This window comes from Neisseria sp. DTU_2020_1000833_1_SI_GRL_NUU_006 (assembly GCA_032388755.1).
Taxonomy (GTDB): domain Bacteria; phylum Pseudomonadota; class Gammaproteobacteria; order Burkholderiales; family Neisseriaceae; genus Neisseria; species Neisseria sicca_C.
In genome coordinates this window covers 2,196,699-2,212,676 of record CP135593.1, presented here as the reverse complement: position 1 = coordinate 2,212,676, position 15,978 = coordinate 2,196,699, and the positions used below count along the sequence as shown (strand labels likewise).

Below are 15,978 nucleotides of genomic sequence, written 5' to 3'. Positions count from 1 at the left end.
TGTCTCAAGCTAATTCTGCCGAATCTTCCAGCCGTAGGTCGGACTCTCGAATCCGACACGCTGTACTATTTTCTTTTTCATATCGGATACAAGTATCCGACCTACAACTTGAATGGTTTTCTTTTTCAGACGACCTCAAACACTGCCTTCTTTCTCAATCACCAAAATCCGCGCTTCGCCGCACGGATGGGCGACGTGTTCCGTGCCGATTCCTGCGTAGAAGATGTCGCCGCTTTTCAACCGAACGATGTGTTCTTCACCGTTTTCCCGGTAGTGCATATCGACTTCGCCGTCCATCACGGCAAACACTTCCTCTCCGTCGTTGACGTGCCATTTGTAGGGCTGGTCCGTCCAGTGCAGGCGCACGGTGGTGCCGTTCATATTGGCGATGTCGAGTGCGTCCCATGCGCGGGAAGCGGTAAATTCGGCGGAGCGGATGGTTTGTGTGTCGGGCATTTTCGCGCCTCTTTGATTCTGTATCTAGATAAACCTGTCGATACAACTGTTTATTAAATCCCGTCATTCCCGCGCAGGCGGGAATCCAGAACGTAGATTTTAGGAAACCTTTTTCCTTGACAGGTTTATGCGCCGATAGGTCTGGATTCCCGCCTGCGCGGGAATGACGGCGGTCGGCAAATTCCATATCTATCCAAGTAAATCAATTATGACCGAAATGTTGACTACGCCCCGTCGGCACGGTTGGTTTCCATCTCCAGTTTAATGAACGCATCAATCATGCTGCGCCAAACTGTTTCGGCTACTTCGGGCGACAAACCGGCCTTTTCGGCATAGGCACGGCGCGAGGCAATCACTTGCACCACCCGTTCGGGCGCGGAAACCGCCTGCACATCGTTTTTAGGTTTCAGACGGCCTGCCTGCCGTACCAGCTTCTGCCGGCGGGCGAGTAATTCTATTAATTCCTTGTCCAAACCGTCGATGGCTTCACGGACTTCGTTTAGGGTTTGCGGTAATTTGTCTTCAACCATTGTTTCTCATGTTTCCTTTTTCAGACGACCTAAACGTCGTCTGAAAATCTCATCTTTACCTGAGCAATCCCGATATGCCGTACTATTTTTCTTTTTCATGTCGGATACAAGTATCCGACCTACAACTCGAATGGTTTTCTTTTTCAGACGACCTCTACACCAATTATGAACAGGTCGTCTGAAAATCCGCCTTTATCTGAACAAGCCCCAGAAGGTCATGCCGAGCAAGACCAATACGCCGAACACCATAGCGGCGGCGTAGGTGTAGATAAAGCCGGTTTGGGCTTTGCGTACCTGAGCGGCAATCGCGCCGACCAGTTTAGCGGAGCCGTTGACGATGCCGTTGTCGATAATGGCGGTATCGCCGACTTTCCAAAAGAAGTTGCCCAATGCGCGCGTGCCTTTGGCGAAGACGTTGAAATACAGGGCGTCGAGGTAGTATTTGTTTTCAAACAAAACGTAAACCGGACGGAACGTCTGCGCGATTTTGGCGGGCAGGTGCGGCAGTTTGACGTACAAAAGCCATGCGCTCAATACGCCTGCGATTGCGAGGTAGAAGACGGGCGAATGCAAGCTGTGCGACACCATCGCCAATGCGCCGTGGAACTCTTCTTTCATGATGTGCATGGTCGGATGCGCGTCGGCGTTGACGAAAATCACGTCTTTGAAGAAATCGCCATAGAGCATGGGTTCGATGGCGATGTAGCCGATGATGACGGACGGAATGGCAAGCAGAATCAGCGGCAGGGTAACGACCAGCGGGCTTTCGTGCGGATTGTCGTTTTTACCCAAGCCGTGATGTTCTTCGCCATGGCCGTCTGAATGGTGTTCGGGCAGGCTGCGCCATTTTTCTTCGCCGTGGAACACCATAAAGTATTGGCGGAACGCGTAAAACGCGGTAACGAACACGCTGGCGAGGACGGCGAAATAGGCAAAGCCGCTGCCCGGCAGGGTGCTGTATTTCGCCGCTTCGATAATCGAATCTTTGGAGTAGAAGCCGGAGAAGAACGGCGTACCGATCAGCGACAAGTTACCGATCAGCATGGTCAGCCAAGTAATCGGCATGTATTTTTTCAGATTGCCCATGTGGCGCATGTCTTGGTCGTGGTGCATACCGATAATGGCGCTACCCGCCGCCAAGAACAGCAAGGCTTTAAAGAAGGCGTGGGTCATGACGTGGAACATCGCCACGGAATAGGCGGACGCGCCCAGAGCCACGGTCATATAGCCCAGTTGCGACAGGGTGGAATACGCAACCACGCGCTTGATGTCGTTTTGAATCACGCCCAAGAAGCCCATAAACAGGGCGGTAATCGCGCCGATAACCATAATGACCGACAGCGCGGTGCTGCTCATTTCGTAAATCGGCGACATGCGCGATACCATGAACAGCCCCGCCGTAACCATCGTTGCGGCGTGAATCAATGCGGAAATCGGCGTCGGGCCTTCCATCGAATCGGGCAGCCAGACATGCAGCGGGAACTGAGCCGATTTACCCATCGCACCCACAAACAGGAGCAGGCAGGTTACGGTAATCAACGACCATTCCACACCGGGGAAAAGCTGGATGGTGGCATTTTGTACGTTGGGCAGATAGGCGAATACATCCTGGTAGCGCAGGCTGCCGCCGAAATAGGCAAGTACCAAACCGATACCGAGCAAAAAGCCGAAGTCGCCGACGCGGTTGATCAAAAAGGCTTTCAGATTGGCGAAAATCGCGCTCGGACGTTTGAAATAGAAACCGATCAAGAGATACGACACCAAGCCCACCGCTTCCCAACCGAAGAAGAGCTGGACGAAGTTGTTGCTCATAATCAGCATCAACATGCTGAATGTAAACAAAGAAATATAGCTGAAGAAGCGTTGGTAGCCGACTTTTTCATCGTGCATATAGCCGATGGTGTAGATATGCACCATCAACGACACACCCGTTACCACGACCATCATCATCGCCGTCATCGTATCGATCAAGAAGCCGACGGAAAAATCCAAACCGCCCATCGTAAGCCAGGTATAGACATTCTCGTCAAACTTGGCGCGGCTGCCGTCGATAAAGCCCCACAGCACATAAGCCGACAGCACGGCAGACACAGCCACGCCGAGTATCGTAACCGTATGCGCGCCGGCACGTCCGATTTTATTGCCGAACAAACCCGCAATCAGCGAGCCTGCCAAAGGCACGAGGGCAATGATGAGATATAAAGTCATGTCGTTCATGATTACCCTTTCAACTCGTCCAAATCGGCAACATTAATCGTTTTTCTGTTGCGGTACACCAGCACCATAATCGCCAAACCTATGGCGGATTCGGCAGCGGCGACGGTCAATACGAAGAATACGAAAATCTGTCCGGCGGTATCGCCCAAGTGCTGTGAGAAGGCGATAAAGTTGAAGTTTACCGCCAAGAGCATCAGCTCGATGGACATCAGCAATACCAGCACGTTTTTGCGGTTCATAAAGATGCCCATGGCGCTGATACCGAACAGGAGCGCGCCCAATACCAGATAATGCGTCAAGGTAATCATGCTTTGCCCTCCCCTTCAGGCTTGAGGTCGTCTGAAACTTCGCTCTCTTCAACAAATTCGGTTTGCGGTTTCACAGCTTCCATTTTTACCAAGCGCATACGGCCTTGGTCGGCGCGCACTTTAACTTGGTCGGCAGGATCCATGCGTTTCGGATTGATGGTTTTGCGGTGAACCAGCGCAATCGCGGCTACCATACCCAACAGCAGCAATACCGCCGCCAACTCAAACGGCAACAGGTATTCGGTATAAATACGGCTGCCCAAATCGCGGATATTGTTGTAATCGGCAGGAATGTCTTTCATCAAGCCAAATGCAGCAAGGTCGGTTTTCGGGTTAACCAGAATCAGAATCAGGGCAACCGCCAACAGCGTACCGACTACACCGGCAACAGGCGCATGACGCCAGAAACCGGCGCGCATGGCTTCGATGTCGATATTCAGCATCATCACAACGAACAGGAACAGCACCATCACGGCGCCGACATACACGACCACCAACGTAATCCCCAAAAACTCCGCCTGCATCAGCATCCAAATCATCGCGCTCACGCAGAAGGTCAGCACCAGATGCAAAGCGGCGTGGACAGGGTTTTTCGCGGTAACGGTGCGCAACGCGCCATATAAGACGATAGCGGCAAGGATATAGAATAGAATCGCAGAAAAAGTCATTCGTCTGCTCCTTAACGGTACGGTGCGTCAGCGGCTTTGCGTTTGGCGATTTCGGCTTCGTATTTGTCGCCGATTGCCAAGAGGATGGGCTTGGTCATGTACAAGTCGCCTTTTTTCTCGCCGTGGTATTCAAAAATATGGGTTTCCACAATCGCATCGGTCGGGCAGGCCTCTTCGCAGAAGCCGCAGAAGATACATTTGGTCAGGTCGATGTCGTAACGTTTGGTGCGGCGCGTACCGTCTTCGCGTTCTTCCGATTCGATGTTGATCGCCATTGCCGGACACACCGCCTCGCACAATTTACATGCAATACAGCGTTCCTCGCCGTTCGGATACCGCCGCTGCGCGTGCAGACCGCGGAAACGCACGGATTGCGGCGTTTTCTCTTCGGGGAAATAAATCGTGTCTTTGCGGGCGAAAAAGTTTTTGAGCGTTACGCCCATGCCTTTGACCAACTCACCGAGCAAGAAAGTTTTTACTAAATTAGCCATATTCTGTTCCCTCAAAACAGGGATTCCGTTAAATATTCAAAACTGCGTTTTCAGACGACCTTGATACGTCGTCTGAAACTTATTTCCACAAATTCAGCGGCGAAATCATCCACACACCCAAAATCACGATATAGGCGAAGCCGATGGGAATCAGCACTTTCCAGCCCAAGCGCATGATTTGGTCGTAGCGGTAGCGCGGGAAGGTGGCTCGTATCCACAGATACCAGTACAGCACAGCCGCCATTTTCACAAACATCCAGAATGCGGAAGGTGTGCCGACAATGCCCCAGCTTTGCGGGAACGGGGACAGCCAGCCGCCGAGGAACATCAGCGATGTCAGCGCGGCAATCAGGATCATGAAAATGTATTCGGCGAGGAAGAACAGCGCGAACGCGAAGCCGGAATATTCGACGTGGTGTCCGGCAACGATTTCGGATTCGCCCTCTGCTACGTCAAACGGCGCGCGGTTGGTTTCGGCAACGGCGGAAATCAGATAGACGATGAAGATTGGGAAGAGCGGCAGCCAGTTCCACGAGAACACGGAACCGCCCGCGATGCCTTTTGCCTGCGCGGCAACGATGTCGGAGAAGTTCATGCTGCCCGACACCATCACGACGCACACCAGCGCGGCGCTCATGGCAATCTCGTAAGAAATACTTTGCGCGGAGGCACGCATTGCGCCCAAGAACGAATATTTGGAGTTGGAAGCCCAGCCCGCGATAATCACGCCGTAAACCGACAGCGAGGTAATCATCAGGATGTACAAAAGGCCGATATTGATATTGGTCAGCACCCATTCTTCGTTGAACGGAATCACCGCCCACGCCGCGAAAGACGGGGCGAGCGACATAATCGGACCAATATAAAACAGGGCTTTGTTTGACAGCTTCGGACGGGTAACTTCTTTAAACAAGAGTTTGAACACGTCGGCAAACGGCTGAATCAGACCCCACGGACCGGTTACGTTCGGACCGACGCGAAGCTGCATGAAGCCGATAACTTTACGTTCGAAATAAGTCAGGTAGGCGACGGTCAGAATCAGCGGAATCAGGATAATCACGATTTTGACGATGACGGACACCACCAAGCCCACGGTGATGCCCAAATCGCCCAGACCGAGCGTTGCGGCAAAGAGGTTTTGGAACCATTCCTGCATAATCAAGCTCCCGCCAGTTCAATAGTGTCCATCAACGCACCCAACGCGGCATTTTCGGTATGCAGCGGCAGATGCACCACGTTTTCAGGCAGTCCGGCATCGGCTTTGACCATCACGGACACGCCTGCGCCGTTTTGCTTGGCGATGGCGGTTTGTCCGTCTTGCAGGCCTAAGCGCGCCAATGTGTTCGGATTCACACGCGCGGCGGGCACGGCGGCATGGCTGGTTGCCTGCAACGGCGCAGAACGGCGCACGATGGCATCGGTGTGATAAATACCGACTCCGCCCACGCGCACGAGGCGGCTTGAGGTCGTCTGAAAATCTTTTTGAGTCGAAGCGGCGCGGTTGTTCAGTTTGGACGGCAGGCTTTCCACGTCCAACGCGTCTTTCAGAATCGCGGCGGTATCGTGGTATTCAAAGCCTTGCAGGTCAAACAGATTGCCCAATACGCGCAACACTTTCCACAGCGGGCGCGAGTCGCCGAAGCCCTGAACGACACCGTGGAAGGATTGCAGACGGCCTTCCATATTGATGAAGCTGCCCGAGGTTTCGGTAAACGGCGCAATCGGCAGCAATACGTCGCACACGTCCAGCAGCGTTTCGCTGACAAACGGCGTAAACGCCATCACGCTTTTTGCCTGTTTCAACGCGGCTACGGCTTTTGCACCGTCCGCCGTATCGATTTCCGGCTCGACGTTGAGCAGCAAGACTGCCTGTTTCGGCGCGTTTGCCATTTCGGCAACGCTCTCGCCCGAGTTCACGCCCAATACGTCCGCACCGACGCTGTTGGCAGCTTGCGGCAAAATACCCAGCACCGCGCCGGTTGCGTCCGCCAGCTCTTGTGCGGCGGCGTAAATCGCAGCGTAATCGGGATGGTTTTGCACTTCCGCGCCCAAAATCACCGCTGCTTTTTCAGCGTTTTTCAGGCTCGCGGTAATCGCGTTTTCCGCATCGGCAGACAGGTTTTTCAGACGACCTGCCCACTCGTCGGGATGCACCGCTTCCTGAGCCAGAAGCGGCATAAACAACTCTTCCTTGCTGCTTGCCAACACGCTCAAGGCCATGCGCTCTTTAGCAGCGCGACGCAGGCGGGCGGTCAGAAGCGGCTGTTCTTTGCGCAGGTTCGCACCGACCACCAGTACGGCTTCGTTGTCCGCCAGCGATTCGATACTTTGTCCCAGCCATTGCGCACCATTGAGGTCGTCTGAAAGACGTTTGTCCTGTTGGCGCAGGCGGGTGGCGAAATTTTTAACGCCCAAACCGTCGGCAAGTTTCTTCGCCAGATACAGTTCTTCAACCGTATTCATCGGGTTCGCCCAAATACCGACTTGGTTTTGGTTGCCGTCTTTGGCGATACATTCAATCGCGCTGCGGACATATTCCAGCGCGGTTTTCCAATCCACGTCCATCCACTCGCCGCCCTGTTTGATTTTTGGGTTTTTCAGACGACTTTCGTGATACAGGCCTTCGTAGGCGAAACGGTCGCGGTCGGACAGCCAGCATTCGTTAATGGCTTCGTTTTCCAGCGGCAGCACGCGGCGGACGGTATGGTCTTTGGTTTGCACAATCAGGTTGCTGCCCAAAGCGTCATGGGCGGAAACGGATTTGCGGCGGTTCAGCTCCCAAGTACGCGCGTTGAAACGGAACGGTTTGCTGGTCAGCGCGCCGACGGGGCACAAATCGATGACGTTGCCCGACAGCTCGGTTTCCACCGCTTTGCCGATAAAGGGCATGATTTCGGAGTGTTCGCCGCGATTCGCCATCGCAATTTCTTGCAAGCCGGCGATTTCTTCGGTGAAACGCACGCAGCGGGTGCAGTGGATGCAGCGGCTCATTTCCTCGGCGGAAACCAAAGGTCCCATGTCTTTGCCGACGACGGAACGTTTTTCTTCGGTGTAGCGGCTGGTGGTTTTGCCGTAGCCCACCGCCAAATCCTGCAACTGGCATTCGCCGCCTTGGTCGCAGGTCGGACAGTCGAGCGGATGGTTGATGAGCAGGAACTCCATCACGCCTTCCTGCGCCTCTCGGGCTTTTGCCGAATGCGTACGCACAATCATGCCGTCTGTAACCGGCGTGGCACAGGCGGGCAGAGGTTTGGGGGCTTTTTCCACATCCACCAAACACATACGGCAGTTGGCGGCGATGGAAAGTTTTTTGTGGTAACAGAAATGCGGGATATAAGTACCGAGCTTGTGCGCGGCTTCAATCACCGTCGCACCCTGCTCCACAGATACCTGTTTGCCGTCGATTTCGATTTGTAACATGGTTCGTTCCTAGTTACGGGTATTTGATAAATAATCTTTTATGGAGGTCGTCTGAAAAATGGGCTTCAGACGGCCTTTAAAGTATTAAGTTTATTGCTTGTTTATTTTTAGGATGGGCGTTTCTTAATTTTAAAAAATCCAAATTCTAGTACAACCTATCCCCCACCCTCTCCCGCCTGACGGGAGAGGAAACAGGTTTCTGTCAGAACATATAGTGGCAGATTCCGCCGCAATGTCTTTCAATATCATGTTTTATATTTGCTTTATTTCAGGAATCAACCCGAAACATTCAAATCTGCTACCGTCTGTCCCTTCCCCCGTCCGGCGGGGGAAGGCTAGGATGGGGGTGGCTTTACAACATTGCGGCTGTCCTATTTTCCGCCGCACATTTCGATAATCTTTTCCAGTACTGCTTCGGTTTGCTGCAAAACTTCATTATTCCAAAACCGCAACACCCGATAACCTTGAGCATTCAAAAACGCCGTCCGCTGCTCGTCATACTCAATCTGTTCCGAATGTTGTCCACCGTCCAATTCAATAATCAAACGATGCTCCATACTGACAAAATCGACGATATATCCGCCTATTGTCTGTTGGCGTCGGAATTTTATTCCGTTCACCCGTTTGCCGCGCAAGTGACCCCACAATTTCTGCTCGGCCAAAGTCATATTCTGCTTCAGATTACGGACATTCTGTTTTAATGCCGTATTTCTTGTGCTGTACCGCATAGCCGGGTTGGCCTCAACCTTTTTCAGACGACCTATACGGAGGCCGTCTGAATCTTGCCCGTATAAAAATCTGTTTCAAAATATTCCAAGCACCACCCCCACCCTAACCCTCCCCCGCGAGCGGGAGAGGGAATTAATTTGCTGGTGAGAATCCCAAACACCACCGATACGCAGGTCGCAGGTCGTCTGAAACCTCAACACCACTTATTCGGCTTCATCGGTCCGCCGTGTTCAATGTAATGCACAAATTCATCACGGAAATGCTTGGTAAAGCTGCGGACGGGGAAGACGGCGGCATCGGCGAGGGCGCAGATGGTGCGGCCTGCCATTTGGTTGCCGACGGAATCGAGCAAATCCAAGTCTTCCATGCGGCCTTTGCCTTCTACGATGCGGTGGACGATGCGGTAGAGCCAGCCGGTGCCTTCGCGGCAGGGGGTGCATTGGCCGCAGGATTCGTCGTAGTAGAAATAGCTTAAGCGTTCGAGGGCTTTGACCATGCACACGTCTTCGTCCATCACAATAATCGCGCCGGAACCGAGCATCGAGCCGGCTTTGGAAATCGAGTCGTAGTCCATATTGGTCTGCATCATAATGTCGGCAGGCAATACGGGCGCGGACGAACCGCCGGGGATAACGGCTTTAAGTTTTTTGCCGCCGCGCATACCGCCCGCCATTTTCAGGATTTCGGCAAACGGCGTGCCTAACGGCACTTCATAATTACCCGGACGTTCGACGTGGCCGGAGATGCAGAACAGTTTGGTTCCGCCGGCATTCGGAATGCCTTTGTCGGCAAACGCCTGACCGCCGTCGCGGACGATAAACGGTACGGAGGCGAAGGTTTCGGTATTGTTGATGGTGGTCGGCTTGCCGTACAGGCCGAACGAGGCGGGGAACGGCGGTTTGAAGCGCGGCTGGCCTTTTTTGCCTTCCAGCGATTCGAGCAATGCGGTCTCTTCGCCGCAGATATATGCGCCGTAGCCGTGGTGGGCGAAGAGTTCGAATTCGAAGTCCGAACCTAAAATATTCTTACCCAAAAAACCTGCGGCGCGCGCTTGGTCGAGTGCAGCTTCAAAACGTTGATAACCTTCGAAAATTTCGCCGTGAATGTAGTTATAGCCCGCTTTCGCGCCCATCGCGTAACCGGCGATAATCATGCCTTCAATCAGGGCATGGGGGTTAAACATGATGATGTCGCGGTCTTTGAACGTACCCGGTTCGCCTTCGTCGGTGTTGCAGACGACGTATTTTTCGCCGGGGAAGGAACGGGGCATAAAGCTCCATTTCAAGCCGGTCGGAAAGCCCGCACCGCCGCGCCCGCGCAAGCCGGAGGTTTTGACTTCGTCAATCACGTCGGTTTGCGAGATGTTTTCGGACAGGATTCTACGCAGGGCGCTGTAACCGCCGCGTTTGACGTATTCGTCCAATGTCCAGCAATCGGGATTGGCGGTATCCACTTGGTCAAAAATCACGCCTGATTGGTAAATAGCCATTTTGGTGTGCCTGTTCGTTTTCGTATCGGTTGCGGCCGCTGTTTCAGACGACCTTTAAGATGTCTTTGTGTATCGGCTTGTAACGTCGTCTGAAATGAAATCTATTGGTTTATCAAATCGATATTTTCAGACGACCTTTAATCGTTTTTGTTGGATCTCGATCACTTTGCTTGTCTGCCGTCATTCCCGCCTGCGCGGGAATGACGGCATTTCGGTATTTCCGTAGGTCGGATTCTTGAATCCGACATTTTGCCTTTTTACCCACTCTGTCGGATACAAGTATCCGACCTACGTTTAAATCGTCGTTTCAGACGACCTACTCCAACTCCGCCAGTTTCTTCTCAATCGCCTCTTCAGTCATAAAGCTGCACATGCTGTGGTTGTTTACCAGCATAACGGGGGCATCGCCGCATGCGCCCATGCATTCGCCTTCGACAAGGGTAAATTTGCCGTCAGGCGTGGTTTCGCCGTAGCCGATACCGAGTTTTTTCTTCAGGTATTCGCCGGTATCCATGCCGCCGCGCAGGGCGCAGGGAAGGTTGGTGCAGACGGTCAGTTTGTATTTGCCGACAGGCTCGAGGTCATACATATTGTAGAAAGTGGCGACTTCATATGCCTGCGCCGGCGTGATGCCGATGTAGTCGGCAACAAAGGCGATGGTTTCGGGGGCGAGCCAGCCTTTTTCGGTTTGGGCGATACGCAACGCGCCCATGATGGCGGAACGGCGTTGGTCGGCGGGATATTTCGCCAACTCGATGTCGATTTGTTTTAAGGATTCTGCGGATAACATTATCGGTCAACCTCCCCGAATACGATGTCCTGCGTACCGATGATGGCAACAACGTCGGCGAGCATGTGGCCTTTTGCCATTTCGTCCATGCCTTGCAGGTGAGCGAAGCCGGGTGCGCGGATTTTCAGGCGGTAGGGTTTGTTCGCGCCGTCTGAAATGATGTAAACGCCGAACTCGCCTTTCGGGTGTTCGACAGCGGTGTAGGTCTCGCCCTCGGGAACGTGCATACCCTCGGTAAAGAGTTTGAAATGGTGAATCAGGTCTTCCATGCCTGTTTTCATTTCGGTTCGTTTGGGCGGGGCGAATTTGTGGTTTGTGGTGATGACCGGGCCGGGATTGACGCGCAGCCAGTTGGCGCATTGTTTGATGATGCGTACGGATTGGCGCATTTCTTCCATGCGGCAGAGGTAGCGGTCGTAGCAGTCGCCGTTGACGCCGACGGGGATGTCGAAATCCATTTGGTCGTACACTTCATACGGCTGTTTCTTACGCACGTCCCACTCCACGCCCGAACCGCGCAACATCACGCCGGTAAAGCCTTTTTGCATGGCGCGCTCGGGGGAGACGACGCCGATGCCGACGGTACGTTGTTTCCAGATGCGGTTGTCGGTCAGGAGGGTTTCGAGTGTGTCGATGTTTTTCGGGAAGCGTTCGCAGAAGGCATCGATGAAGTCGAGCATGGTGCCTTCGCGGGATTCGTTGAGTTGCTTCAATACCTTGGCGTTGCGAAATTTGCTGCTCTCGTATTTGGGCATGAAGTCGGGCAGGTCGCGGTAAACGCCGCCGGGACGGAAGTAGGCGGCGTGCATACGCGCGCCGGACACGGCTTCGTACAAGTCCATCAGCTCTTCGCGGTCGCGGAAGGCGTAGAGGATGGCGGTCATCGCGCCGATGTCGAAGGCATGCGAACCGATGCCCATCAGGTGATTGAGGATGCGCGTTACTTCGGCAAACATGACGCGGATGTATTGGGCGCGGATAGGCACATCAATTCCGGCAAGTTTTTCTACTGCCAAGCAATATGCCTGTTCGTTGACCATCATGGAAACGTAGTCCAAGCGGTCCATATAGGGCAGGGCTTGCAGATAGGTTTTGGTTTCCGCCAGTTTTTCGGTACCTCGGTGCAAGAGGCCGATATGCGGGTCGGCACGGACGATTTGTTCGCCGTCCAGCTCCAAGATCATGCGCAATACGCCGTGCGCCGCAGGGTGTTGCGGGCCGAAGTTGATGGTGTAGTTTCTTAATTTATTGGCCACCGTAGTTCTCCTCACGGACGATACGCGGCGTGATTTCGCGCGGCTCGATGGTAACAGGTTGGTAAATCACGCGTTTTTGTTCTTCGTCATAACGCATTTCCACATAGCCGGAAATCGGGAAGTCTTTGCGGAAAGGATGTCCGACGAAGCCGTAATCGGTCAGGATGCGGCGCAGATCGGGATGGTTGTTGAACATGATGCCGTACAAATCGAAGGCTTCACGCTCATACCAATCTGCGCTGTTATAAACGGGAACCACGGATTCGACCACGGGGAAATCGTCGTCTGAAACCCAGACGCGCACGCGGATGCGCTGATTGTTTTTAACGGAAAGAAGCTGGCTGACAACAGCGAAGCGTTTGCCCTGCCATGCTTCATTTTTGTAAGTGCTGTAATCGACGCCGCACAAATCGACCAAAAGCTCGAAATGCAGTTCTTCATGGTCGCGCAACGTAGTCATCACTGAAATATAGTGTTCGGGCAGACACTCGACGGTAACCTCGCCCAAAGCGGAAATAACTTTGCTTGCCTGATTGCCCAAAACGCGGCTGACGGTTTCGTATAATTTGTGGATGCTTGCCATATCGTTCCCTCCCCTACTCGTCCCGCGCGATGGTGGAAGTGCGCTTGATTTTTTGTTGGAGCTGCATCAGGCCGTAAATCAGGGCTTCCGCAGTCGGCGGGCAACCCGGCACATAAACGTCTACCGGCACAACACGGTCGGCACCGCGCACGACGGAATAAGAATAATGATAGTAGCCGCCGCCGTTGGCACACGACCCCATAGACAATACCCAACGCGGCTCGGCGAGCTGGTCGTACACGCGGCGCAGGGCGGGCGCCATTTTATTGGTCAGCGTACCCGCCACAATCATCAGGTCGGCCTGACGGGGTGACGGACGGAAAATAATGCCGAAACGGTCAAGGTCGTAACGCGCCATACCCGCGTGCATCATTTCCACGGCGCAGCAGGCCAAACCGAAAGTAACCGGCCACAGCGAACCGGTACGCATATAGTTCAGCACCGTATCCGCGCTGGTGGTGATGAAACCTTTTTTCAAAACGCCTTCTATTCCCATTCCAGCGCACCTTTTTTCCATTCGTAAACAAAGCCTACCGTCAGAACGACGATAAACACCAGCATAGACCAGAAGCCGTATGCGCCCAAATCTTTGAACACCACCGCCCACGGCAGCATAAACGCAACCTCCAAATCGAAGAGGATGAACAGGATGGCGACGAGATAATAACGCACGTCAAACTTCATCCTGGCGTTTTCAAAGGCTTCGAAACCGCATTCGTAAGCCGCGTCTTTTTCGGCGTAGTGGTGTTTCGGACCTAAAATCGTGCCGAGCAGGATAAACAGCACGCCGGCCGCAAGGCCGACGAGGATGAATACGAGGACGGGAAAGTAACTGGCCAACATGGGTTTATGCCTAACTGGTTGACAGACAAATCTTAATATCCTGCTATTTTATCGAATTTCAAAATCCATTAAAAGGTAAATGTCGGCCAACCTGCAAAAAAATCTTAATAAATTCAATAAGTTTATGATAACGATTCTTATTTATATTTATTACACCTTGTATATCGGAACTCCCGTATCATAGCAACAAACCGCCCGGCCGCCATCCGTACACACCCAAGGCAAACAACCGTTGAGTAGCTTAGGGAGCGGTCGGGCAACCCATCGACACAACCGGACAGTTGCCAGACAACACAACCGAATGCAAGGCAGGTTTATGATGAGTACCCAACACAATTACGCAGGCATCGACATCGCCAAACGAAACTTCGTCATCGCCGTTTCGTCTTTGTCTAAAACCAAAACCGAAACCAACAACCCGAAAGGTATCGCCCATACTATCGAATACCTTAAAAAGCACAACGTCGCCCTCGTTGTGATGGAAAGCACCGGCGGTCTCGAAATCCCCGCCGCCAAAGCCATCCACCGCGCAGGTATGGCCGTGATCATCGCCAACCCGCGTCAGACGCATCAGTTTGCCCAATCGCAGTCGCTGACCAAAACCGATGCCAAAGATGCCCAAATGCTCGCCTTCTTCGCACAGATGATGACGCAGAAAGAAGGTTGGCAAACCATGCTCTACCACCCGCCCACCGAAGCGGAAGAAGTGTTGGAAGCATTGGTTAACCGCCGCAACCAACTGGTGGATATGCGGACTGCCGAGAAAAACCGTCTGCATCAGGTTCATGAAACGCAAGTCGAAAGCGTCAAACAACTGATTGCCCATTTTGACCGGCTGATTGACGAATTGGACAAACAAATCGACGACCACACCCACACGCATTTTGACGGCAAAGCCCAAGTGGCAGAGCAAATCAAAGGTATCGGTTCGATAACGACGGCTACGCTGATGGCGATGCTGCCCGAATTGGGGCGGTTGAGCCACAAACGGATAGCGAGTTTGGTCGGCATTGCCCCGCACCCGAGGGAGAGTGGTGAAACCAAATTCAAAAGCCGCTGCTTCGGCGGAAGGTCTGCGGTGCGTAAGGCGCTGTATATGGCTACCGTGGTAGCGACACGTTTTGAACCGCTTATTCGGGATTTCTATCAGCGCCTGCTGTCCAAGGGTAAGCCGTATAAGGTTGCCGTTACGGCATGTATGCGCAAACTGTTGACGATATTGAATGCCCGGATGCGTGATTATTTTGCCGAAAACGGTACCACCGAAAACGGTATCCGAACGGCTTGATTTGAGTTTTTGTATTTTTGCCCGACGGGGTGAAAAATACAGTTGCTACTTATTTTGTTCCTAGAAATTTCTTGCGCCATCCCTTCATCAAACCTTTTTTACAGTTTCCCAGGCAAATCTGTCCGATATGATTTTCAGACGACTTTTTTAGGAAATCCGGTCCTGTACAAACCATTTGCATGCTTTAACATCACCACATCTTGTTTTTACTGTAAATGGCCATATTATTCATAAACTTACGACAAAAGGATTACTATGATGAATTTCAATAACCTACTCAATCAAATTTTAGGGACGATGCAGAAAAACAACCGCTCCGCATCCCATGACACCCCATTTAAATTTAATTCTTTCGGCAGCGGCGCTTTGATAGCAGGGCTTGCTTCTATGCTGATGAAAAGAAAAAATACCCAAAAACTGGCTAAAGCAGGCTCGGCTGCCGCATTGGGTTATATTGCCTACAAAGGCTATCAAAACTGGCAGCAAAACCGCAACCAACCGCCATTGCCGAAACAGGCATTTGAACCTGTCGGACAAACTGCCGAAAACCACAGCCGCACCATCCTGCGCACCATGATTGCAGCGGCTGCATCAGACGGCTTGATTGATGAAGCAGAAAAACAGTCTATAGCGCGTGAAAGCGGCTCGGATCCTGAAACAGCAGCCTGGCTTGCCGCCGAATATGAAAGGCCGGCAACAGTCGAGGAAATCGCCGCAGCCGTCGGTAATGATGAAGCTTTGGCCGCGGAAACCTATCTGGCGGCAAGATTGGTGTGTGCCGATTTATCCCGTAAAGAAATCGTATTTTTAAGCCGGCTGTCGCAAGCCTTGAACTTAGACGACCATCTGGTGGAAAATTTGGAAAAACAGCTTGACTTGGCTCAATAATAAAATAAGTAGGCAGAACCAA

17 protein-coding genes are annotated in these 15,978 nt (G+C 52.7%); 2 read left to right on the top strand and 15 right to left on the bottom strand.

What is annotated here, in order from left to right:
- Positions 1-135 precede the first annotated feature (135 nt).
- From RSJ68_10785 to RSJ68_10715, 15 genes are all read right to left on the bottom strand, one after another.
- Positions 136-456: a cupin gene (locus RSJ68_10785; protein WNU96885.1), complete on the bottom strand. Its 321-nt coding sequence runs from the start codon at positions 454-456 to the stop codon at positions 136-138.
- A 224-nt stretch (positions 457-680) separates the two neighbouring features.
- Positions 681-986, bottom strand: coding sequence for a chorismate mutase (locus tag RSJ68_10780; GenBank protein ID WNU96884.1), 306 nt, complete (start codon positions 984-986; stop codon positions 681-683).
- A 192-nt stretch (positions 987-1,178) separates the two neighbouring features.
- Complete coding sequence (gene nuoL, locus RSJ68_10775) at positions 1,179-3,203, bottom strand: NADH-quinone oxidoreductase subunit L (protein WNU96883.1); 2,025 nt, start codon at positions 3,201-3,203, stop codon at positions 1,179-1,181.
- Positions 3,204-3,205: 2 nt separating this feature from the next.
- Positions 3,206-3,511: an NADH-quinone oxidoreductase subunit NuoK gene (gene nuoK / locus RSJ68_10770; GenBank protein WNU96882.1), complete on the bottom strand. Its 306-nt coding sequence runs from the start codon at positions 3,509-3,511 to the stop codon at positions 3,206-3,208.
- Positions 3,508-4,179, bottom strand: a complete 672-nt coding sequence (locus tag RSJ68_10765) for an NADH-quinone oxidoreductase subunit J (protein WNU96881.1) — start codon at positions 4,177-4,179, stop codon at positions 3,508-3,510. The genes nuoK and RSJ68_10765 overlap by 4 nt, the downstream gene beginning before the upstream one ends.
- A gap of 11 nt (positions 4,180-4,190) precedes the next feature.
- Positions 4,191-4,670 carry an NADH-quinone oxidoreductase subunit NuoI gene (nuoI, locus tag RSJ68_10760; GenBank protein ID WNU96880.1) on the bottom strand — a complete coding sequence of 160 codons (480 nt, stop codon included), beginning with the start codon at positions 4,668-4,670 and terminating at the stop codon, positions 4,191-4,193.
- A gap of 79 nt (positions 4,671-4,749) precedes the next feature.
- Positions 4,750-5,826 (bottom strand): NADH-quinone oxidoreductase subunit NuoH, encoded by a 1,077-nt coding sequence (nuoH, locus tag RSJ68_10755; GenBank protein WNU96879.1) that lies wholly within the window; start codon positions 5,824-5,826, stop codon positions 4,750-4,752.
- A gap of 2 nt (positions 5,827-5,828) precedes the next feature.
- Entirely contained in the window at positions 5,829-8,090 is a 2,262-nt protein-coding gene (nuoG, locus tag RSJ68_10750; GenBank protein ID WNU96878.1) for an NADH-quinone oxidoreductase subunit NuoG, read from the bottom strand.
- Between the two features lie 371 nt (positions 8,091-8,461).
- Complete coding sequence (locus RSJ68_10745) at positions 8,462-8,818, bottom strand: endonuclease domain-containing protein (protein ID WNU96877.1); 357 nt, start codon at positions 8,816-8,818, stop codon at positions 8,462-8,464.
- Positions 8,819-9,012: 194 nt separating this feature from the next.
- Positions 9,013-10,308: an NADH-quinone oxidoreductase subunit NuoF gene (nuoF, locus tag RSJ68_10740; protein ID WNU96876.1), complete on the bottom strand. Its 1,296-nt coding sequence runs from the start codon at positions 10,306-10,308 to the stop codon at positions 9,013-9,015.
- Between the two features lie 316 nt (positions 10,309-10,624).
- A complete protein-coding gene (nuoE, locus tag RSJ68_10735) occupies positions 10,625-11,098 on the bottom strand; it encodes an NADH-quinone oxidoreductase subunit NuoE (GenBank protein ID WNU96875.1) in 474 nt (157 codons plus the stop codon).
- The gene (gene nuoD, locus RSJ68_10730; GenBank protein ID WNU96874.1) at positions 11,098-12,354 is read right to left on the bottom strand and encodes an NADH dehydrogenase (quinone) subunit D; all 1,257 of its coding nucleotides are present in this window, start codon (positions 12,352-12,354) and stop codon (positions 11,098-11,100) included. The genes nuoE and nuoD overlap by 1 nt, the downstream gene beginning before the upstream one ends.
- The gene (locus RSJ68_10725; GenBank protein WNU96873.1) at positions 12,344-12,937 is read right to left on the bottom strand and encodes an NADH-quinone oxidoreductase subunit C; all 594 of its coding nucleotides are present in this window, start codon (positions 12,935-12,937) and stop codon (positions 12,344-12,346) included. The genes nuoD and RSJ68_10725 overlap by 11 nt, the downstream gene beginning before the upstream one ends.
- A 13-nt stretch (positions 12,938-12,950) precedes the next feature.
- Positions 12,951-13,433 carry an NADH-quinone oxidoreductase subunit B family protein gene (locus RSJ68_10720; protein WNU96872.1) on the bottom strand — a complete coding sequence of 161 codons (483 nt, stop codon included), beginning with the start codon at positions 13,431-13,433 and terminating at the stop codon, positions 12,951-12,953.
- Positions 13,424-13,780 carry an NADH-quinone oxidoreductase subunit A gene (locus RSJ68_10715; protein WNU96871.1) on the bottom strand — a complete coding sequence of 119 codons (357 nt, stop codon included), beginning with the start codon at positions 13,778-13,780 and terminating at the stop codon, positions 13,424-13,426. The genes RSJ68_10720 and RSJ68_10715 overlap by 10 nt, the downstream gene beginning before the upstream one ends.
- Positions 13,781-14,099: 319 nt before the next feature.
- Here RSJ68_10715 and RSJ68_10710 point away from each other — a divergent pair, with 319 nt between their 5' ends.
- Positions 14,100-15,068: an IS110 family transposase gene (locus tag RSJ68_10710; protein WNU98397.1), complete on the top strand. Its 969-nt coding sequence runs from the start codon at positions 14,100-14,102 to the stop codon at positions 15,066-15,068.
- Between the two features lie 258 nt (positions 15,069-15,326).
- On the top strand, positions 15,327-15,956 hold the full coding sequence (locus RSJ68_10705; GenBank protein WNU98396.1) for a DUF533 domain-containing protein: 630 nt from the start codon (positions 15,327-15,329) through the stop codon (positions 15,954-15,956).
- Positions 15,957-15,978 lie beyond the last annotated feature (22 nt).